Origin of the sequence: Paenibacillus barengoltzii G22, assembly GCF_000403375.2 — a bacterium.
In the GTDB taxonomy this organism is placed as follows: Bacteria; Bacillota; Bacilli; order Paenibacillales; family Paenibacillaceae; genus Fontibacillus; species Fontibacillus barengoltzii.
Genome location: NZ_KE159656.1, coordinates 88,400 through 95,669, shown reverse-complemented (window position 1 = coordinate 95,669; position 7,270 = coordinate 88,400). Strand labels below are relative to the sequence as shown.

Annotated in this window: 6 protein-coding genes; all 6 read left to right on the top strand. The window is 52.4% G+C overall.

The features are described 5' to 3' along the window. Positions 1–396 precede the first annotated feature (396 nt). The 6 genes from C812_RS21160 (at position 397) to C812_RS21135 (ending at position 7,244) form a co-directional block, all read left to right on the top strand. Entirely contained in the window at positions 397–1,308 is a 912-nt protein-coding gene (locus C812_RS21160) for an ArsR/SmtB family transcription factor (RefSeq protein WP_016314678.1), read from the top strand. A gap of 239 nt (positions 1,309–1,547) precedes the next feature. Continuing rightward, positions 1,548–3,296, top strand: a complete 1,749-nt coding sequence (locus C812_RS21155; RefSeq protein WP_157274765.1) for an ABC transporter substrate-binding protein — start codon at positions 1,548–1,550, stop codon at positions 3,294–3,296. A gap of 81 nt (positions 3,297–3,377) precedes the next feature. Further along, the gene (locus tag C812_RS21150; RefSeq protein WP_016314676.1) at positions 3,378–4,331 is read left to right on the top strand and encodes an ABC transporter permease; all 954 of its coding nucleotides are present in this window, start codon (positions 3,378–3,380) and stop codon (positions 4,329–4,331) included. Positions 4,332–4,348: 17 nt separating this feature from the next. Beyond that, positions 4,349–5,290, top strand: a complete 942-nt coding sequence (gene opp4C / locus C812_RS21145; RefSeq protein ID WP_016314675.1) for an oligopeptide ABC transporter permease — start codon at positions 4,349–4,351, stop codon at positions 5,288–5,290. 12 nt (positions 5,291–5,302) lie between these two features. Then, complete coding sequence (locus tag C812_RS21140; protein ID WP_016314674.1) at positions 5,303–6,286, top strand: ABC transporter ATP-binding protein; 984 nt, start codon at positions 5,303–5,305, stop codon at positions 6,284–6,286. Next, on the top strand, positions 6,279–7,244 hold the full coding sequence (locus C812_RS21135; protein WP_016314673.1) for an ABC transporter ATP-binding protein: 966 nt from the start codon (positions 6,279–6,281) through the stop codon (positions 7,242–7,244). The genes C812_RS21140 and C812_RS21135 overlap by 8 nt, the downstream gene beginning before the upstream one ends. Positions 7,245–7,270: the final 26 nt, after the last annotated feature.

The window sequence follows — 7,270 nt, the reverse complement described above, 5'->3', positions numbered from 1 at the left end:
ACTTGATCAATATATGGACTTTTATAATTATCGAAGAATGCATGGTAGCCTGAAGCATATGGCTCCCATGAAGTTTTCGTTATGGGTCAAAATGCTAGAGGATACCTCAAAGTTCCATAAATCGATGTAAACACACAAGAAAATGAGCTGGACTGCGATAACACAAAACTTGTAGGTCAGGACTCCGGATTTAGGGGGCCTAGCCGCTTTTACATCTCGTGGCGGCAACGGCGCAAATACGACAGTCGTGGTGCATTTAGCGCATAAGGCGAAATCATGGTTTACGTAAGAACTTGAGGTGAGAACCTCAAGTTCTTTTTTTGGCGGAAAAATCTTGTTTTGGCTGAACGGGGGGGAAGCACGTTATAATAGGGGGTGAGAAAGGGGAGTTGAATATTGGATTACCGCGTGGATGTCACTTTCGAACCCCGGTACGAACTACTCAGCAGCCTACATACGATGATATGCCGCAAATCACATAAAAAAATCGACTTGAGCCCGGCATGGGTGAAGGATACGTTATCTCGAATTACGCCGGATTTCAGCTCCACTCTCAACGATATGGACGTGGACAGCGATTGGAAAATCACGTATTTGCTAGCTTACTTGTGCCCGGAAGGAGCATCCCCCGAGGAGTTTCTGGCCTGGCTGGAAGAGAAGACGCCAGGAGATCTGTATGAACTGATCGCAGTGTACAGCCAGCAATTTCCGAAGGATATGGGACAGTACCGCTCCCGTACCTTGTCCGTGTTGTCCAGTTGGCACGAGCAATATTTTCGTAAGCTGGCGCCGGAAGTGATTGAGGGACTGCGTTCCGAGGCTCAGACGCGTGCAGCGGAGCTGGCCCGCCAGACCGAGCTGTCAGTATTCATTGAAAAGACGACGAACGGACTCACGTTTCTGCCAAAAGAAGGGCTGGAAAAGCTGGTTCTTGTGCCGCACTATCATTTTCAGCCGATGAACATTATTTATCATTTTGGCCGGATCACGTTGTGTCATTATTCGGCACGGTTCTATCTGGGTGACGAGACGGATTTTCCTCCCCATGACTACCGGATGCTCCGGGCACTCGCCGAGCAGAGCCGGTTGAAAATTTTGCGATTCTTGAGCGGCGGCCCTCGAACGTTTACGGAGATCGTCCGTCATTTGCAAATCTCCAAGGGGATTACGCATGATCATGTGTCCAAGCTTCGCAGCGGCGGCTTTATCCGTGCCCATGTCGATGGGGAAACGATCTCCGAATATAGCTTGCGTCCGGAAATGCTGGATGTGATGCACCAGAAATTAGTTGATTATATCGTAAACTAAAACAGCGTCAGTCCTGGCAGTCATAAGGACTCTGCTCCGTGCGAACGGAACAGGGTCTTTTTTTTGTGGCATATATGCTATATTCTCTGAATAAAGAAAAAATATTAAGTTCTCTATTTACAGAACAGTGGCCCGATCGTATAATAGGAGCGTTAAAACTCCACTTAACTTATCGGAATTAACGTCTATTGTAAGGTTACACCTGAAAAAAGACAATACGGAGGGAGAGAATCATGCAAATGAACAGAAAACGAGTGACTGCGCTATTAACTTTATTGTTGACCGGGGCTTTGGTCCTTACGGCCTGCGGCGGGGGCAACAATGCTGCGCAAGGATCGGATTCGGCATCGGCTCAGGCGGGTAACGGCCAAAGTGAGGCTGGCGCCAACAACGCAGGTTCGGAGGCTGGAGGCGATCTGCAGTTCATTCCAGCCAGCGATATGTCTAAGCTGCCTGCGATCGCCAAAGAACGCACGGATACAATCATCGTTGGCTTGACCGACCCAAGCGGTGCGTTTACGCCGTACTTCCAGCAGAGCGGATATGACGGCAACGTGTCGTCGCTGCTCTATACACCGCTAGTGACGGTGGATGACCAAGGGCTTCCAACTCCGGGCCTCGCTGAAAGCTGGGAGGTTTCCGATGATCAGCTGACGTATACGTACCATCTGCGTAAGGACTTGAAGTTCAGCGACGGTTCGCCAATGACGGCGGACGATGTGGCTTTTACTTGGACACTGCTGCATGACAAAGCTTACGATGGGGACTCCCAAATTCCTACGCTACATATCGTTGGCGGCGAAGCCTACAAGGAAGGGAAAGCGGACAGCATTTCCGGCATTACCGTGAAAGATTCTCAGACCATCTCGGTTACGCTGGAGCAACCAAATGCAACGGCGCTGGTGCTGCTTGGCGGCGATATTCTGTCTAAAGCCTACTATGGGAAGGACTACAAGTTTGGTCAGCTCGACTACATTAAGAAGCTGCACGAGAAGCCAGTCGGCAACGGCCCGTATATCTTGGAGAAGTTCATTCCGGGGCAAGAGGTGCGCTATGTCGCCAACCCTTACTACTATGCGGGTAAGCCAAAAACCGAGAAGTTTATCTATAAAACCTCTGAAGGGGACACATGGCAGTATCTGGAGACCGGTGAAGTGGACTACGCTTCCTTCAGTGCTACAACCGAGAACATCGACAAGCTGAAAAGCATGGGCTTCGTTAACATTCTGCCGTATACCCCAAGCACTTATGGTTATCTGCAATTAAATCTGGAGCATGAAGCTTTGAAGGATAAGAAAGTGAGACAGGCGCTGACGTATGGCCTGGATCGCCAAAGCATCTACGTGGAAGCGAACCAAGGCGCAGGGCAAGTCGCCAACATTCCAGCTTCGCCTATTTCCTGGGCTTACACGGAAGAAGGCATCAACCAATATGTCTATGACCCGGACAAAGCCAATCAGCTGTTGGATGAAGCCGGATGGGTGAAAGGGGCAGACGGTATCCGTGAGAAGGACGGTCAGAAGCTGACGATCCATTTCCTTGGTTCCAAGAACGCTCAAACCGACGTCTTTATTGCTGTAGCGACGGAGAACTTCGCGGCAATCGGCGTTAACTTCCAGCCGGAGGTATTCGCGGACTTTAACGCGTTAGTCTCCAAGGTTGAAGGCGGCGACTACGATATGGCTTCCTTCTCTACTCCAATGCTTGCCGACCCGTCCGACGGTGTCCTGCAATTCGTGGATGGCGAGATCAAAGGCTACGATAATCCGAAGGTCAAGGAGCTGTACGACAAAGCGCTGAGCACCAGCGACATCGAGCAACGTAAAGCGATTTATAAAGAGCTGTTCCAGCTGCTGAACGACGAGTTACCGATTATCTTCACGAGCTACAAGAAGACGGTATACGCCTATAACGGCCGTATTCAAAACCTGACGGTCAGTCCGTTTACCGGCCTGTCCTCCAGCTTGCCGAACTGGTCGTTGGAATAGAATTTAAATCTTTGAAAAATCAGCCGCTCCCCTCGTGTGCCTTGCATGCGAGGGGATGGCTCGTCTAAGGAGTGCGACGCGATGAGCGCCTATATCACCAAACGATTGATTTATATGGTGGCGATTCTGTTGGCAGCCTCGCTGCTGATCTTTTGCCTGTACGCGCTGACGCCCGGCGACTTCATCAGCGGGAACATCAAGCTGACGCCGGAGCGCAAGGCTGAGCTGCGGGAAATCTATGGCTTGAACAAGCCGCTATTAGAGCGGTACTTCATATGGATGAAGAATGCTTTTCATGGCGACTTCGGCTATTCGTTAGCCCAACAGAAGCCGGTACTGGGGTTGTTTAATGACTATATCTGGAACTCGTTTCTGCTGGCGGCTGTGTCGACGTTCCTCACTTGGTTTATTGCTGTGATCGTTGGCGTGATCTCGGCTTACAAGCAGTATTCCTGGTTCGACACGCTGGTGCTGGTGCTGATCTTCGCCGCGATGTCGCTGCCGTCTTTCTTCATCGGGTTGTTCCTGATTAAAATTCTTGCGGTTGATTTGAAATGGCTGCCGCCAGGCGGGATGATCACAACGGGGAGCAATGCCATTGGACTGGCTTACGTAAAAGAAGTGATTCACCATATGACCCTGCCGGTGATCGTTATGACTATTCTGGGTGTCGGTTCGCTGACCCGTTATTTCCGGACCAACATGATCGATGTGATCAAGCAGGATTATATCCGAACGGCCCGGGCCAAAGGGTTGAAGGAAAGCAAGGTGCTCTACCGCCATGCGCTGCGCAATGCGCTGCTTCCGGCGATCACGCTGGTGGGGTTTGAGCTGCCTGCGTTGTTTGGCGGTTCGCTCATCATTGAGAAAATCTTTAACTGGCCGGGAATTGGGCAATTATACATGTCTTCTTTTTCCGTTCGAGATTATCCGTTATTAATGGGATTTACGATGTTGATTGCAATCTTGACCGTGATCGGGACGTTGTTATCGGACTTGCTGTACCATATCGCCGACCCGCGCGTTCGGTTGTAATAGGGGGTTAAGCAACCATGAACTCAATTCCAGAACATTTGCCGAAGCCGGGCTCGGGACAAGAGGCTGCTCGTACCGCCGTATCTAAGAAGCCGTCGCTGTGGCGGCAATCGCTGCGCCGACTGCTTCGCAACAAACTGGCCATGTCAGGTCTCGTTGTTGTTGTTTTTATGTTTCTTGCCTGCTTCTTAGGTCCGTTGTTCTCGCCGTATGCGGATAACAAAATTCAGATGTCGATGATGAACAAGCCGCCGAGCTGGCAGCATTGGCTGGGGACCGACAAGCTGGGACGGGACGTATTAACTCGGGTCCTGCAGGCCGGACGCATTTCACTGACGGTCGGCTTGGTATCTATGGTGTTGTCCGTCTTCTTGGGCACGCTGCTTGGTGCGATTGCCGGGTATTATCGAGGGATTGTGGACCAAGTCATTATGCGGCTTGCCGACTTGCTGTTAACAATTCCCGGATTGCCGCTGTTGTTCATTGCCGGCGCGCTCTTATCGGAGTGGAAGGTGCCGACCGATTACCGTATGTACATCGTCATGATCATGCTCAGTCTGGTGAACTGGCCGGGGCTGGCGCGGATGATCCGCGGGCAAATGCTAAGCCTGAGAGAGCGCGAATTCATGCAGGCGGCGGTGGTGCTGGGGCTTCGTGACCGGCGTAAGCTAATCCATCACCTGCTGCCGAATCTCGTGCCGCTGATTATCGTCATCGCTACGCTGAACATCGGCGGAGCGATCCTTAGTGAGTCGGTGCTCAGCTTCTTTGGGCTGGGCGTAATGCCGCCGACGCCGACCTGGGGCAATATGATTGACGCCGCAAATAATTTGATCGACTTCCAGCAGCATCCTTGGCTGTGGATTCCGCCGGGGCTGTCTATTTTTGCCACTGTCATTGCTATCAATTTGTTTGGCGACGGGCTGCGAGACGTGCTGGATCCGAAAACGAACAGGTAGGTGGAGAAGCTTATGTCAACTTTGCTGGAGATAGATCGGCTAAGCACGCATTTTCATACTGAAGAAGGACGGATCAAAGCGGTTGATGAAGTCAGCCTGCGGATCAAGCCAGGGGAAACCGTATGTATCGTCGGTGAGTCGGGCTGCGGCAAGAGCGTGACGGCAATGTCAATTATGGGCTTGCTGCAAAGCGGACCGCAGGTGGAGATCGGCGGGCGAATCCAATTTGGTGATACCGATCTGTTGTCTTTAGATAAACATCATCTTCGCGCCATTCGCGGGCATGAGATTGCGATGATTTTTCAAGAGCCGATGTCTTCGCTGAACCCGGTGCTGACGATCGGAGAGCAGTTAATCGAGCCGATGGTGCTTCACTTGAAGCTGAGCAAGAAGGAAGCTCGCCAGCGTGCCCTCGAGCTGATTGAACAGGTTGGGATCTCTCGGCCGGAGCAGATTATGAAGAGTTATCCGCATGAGCTGAGCGGCGGGATGCTGCAGCGGATTATGATTGCGATCGCCATCTCCTGCCGGCCGAAGCTGCTGATCGCGGACGAACCAACGACGGCGCTCGACGTAACGATCCAAGCACAAATCCTCGATATGCTGCGGCAAATTAAGGCGGAATCCGACATGTCGATCCTGCTGATCACTCATGATCTTGGTGTCGTCGCAGAAATGGCCGATTACGTGGTCGTGATGTATGCTGGCAAAGTCGTGGAGGAAGGGGAAGTGACCGCGTTATTCGAAACGCCGAAGCATCCTTACACGCAAGGGTTGTTGAAGTCGAAGCCGGTGCTCGGACAGCGTCAGGATGAGCTGTTTTCTATTCCAGGCCAAGTGCCAAATCTGCTGGATTTGCAGCCTTCGTGTTATTTTCAGGACCGTTGCGCGCATTGCATGGAGATTTGCCGCACGAAGGAGCCGGCGTTGAAATCGCTTGGAGGCGGCCAGAAAGCCGCTTGCTGGTTGTATGAGGAGGAGAAGCGCCATGGGTGAGCCGCTGCTGACAGTACGGCATTTGAAGAAGTATTTTCCAATTAAAACAGGGCTCTTGCAGCGGACAACCGGACAGGTGAGGGCGGTGGACGACATCAGCTTCACCATTCAGCCTGGGGAAACCTTCGGTCTGGTGGGGGAATCGGGCAGCGGGAAGAGTACGGTCGGTCGCAGCATCGTTCGTTTGACAGAGAAGACGGACGGCGACATTCTGTTTAAAGGCACGGACCTTTACTCACTGGGGGATGAAGAGCTTCGCCAGTTGAGACCTAAGCTGCAGATGATTTTCCAAGACCCCTATGGTTCCTTGAATCCCCGAATTCGGGTGGGCGATGCCATCGGTGAAGCTTTGCTCGACCACGGGTTGCTGCCGAAGGCGGAAATCCGCGACCGGGTGCTGGAGGTGCTGGCTTCCTGCGGGCTGTCCTCCTATCATATTGATCGTTATCCGCACGAATTCTCCGGTGGACAGCGTCAACGGATCGGGATCGCTCGTGCGCTGATTCTTAACCCCGAGCTGATGATTGCCGATGAGCCGGTCTCTGCACTGGACGTATCGATTCAGGGGCAAATCATCAACCTGTTCCGTAAGCTGCAGGAGACGCGCGGGCTTACGTATTTGTTCATCTCGCATGACCTTAGCGTTGTGGAGCATCTGTGCACACAGGTTGGGGTGATGTATTTGGGCGGAATGGTTGAAATGGCCTCGCGGGATGAATTATTCCGCCATCCGTTGCACCCCTATACCAAAGCGCTGCTCTCTGCGGTGCCGCTGCCGATTCCGCGCATGAAGCGGGAGCGGATTATTTTGAAGGGTGATATTCCGAGTCCGGCGAACCCGCCTTCGGGCTGCAAATTCCATACGAGATGCCCGTTTGCTACGGAAGAGTGCAAGCAGCGGGTACCGGAATTCCGCGACATGGGCGGAGGGCATTTTGTGGCGTGCCATTTGGTATAGTGTGAGGTAGAGTAGAGCGAATTAGT

Excerpts from the sequence above, each read along its gene's own strand:
- C812_RS21155 (WP_157274765.1), top strand. The coding sequence starts at position 1,548 with ATGAACAGAAAACGAGTGACTGCGCTATTAACTTTATTGTTGACCGGG.
- C812_RS21150 (WP_016314676.1), top strand. The coding sequence starts at position 3,378 with ATGAGCGCCTATATCACCAAACGATTGATTTATATGGTGGCGATTCTG.
- opp4C (WP_016314675.1), top strand. The coding sequence starts at position 4,349 with ATGAACTCAATTCCAGAACATTTGCCGAAGCCGGGCTCGGGACAAGAG.
- C812_RS21140 (WP_016314674.1), top strand. The coding sequence starts at position 5,303 with ATGTCAACTTTGCTGGAGATAGATCGGCTAAGCACGCATTTTCATACT.
- C812_RS21135 (WP_016314673.1), top strand. The coding sequence starts at position 6,279 with ATGGGTGAGCCGCTGCTGACAGTACGGCATTTGAAGAAGTATTTTCCA.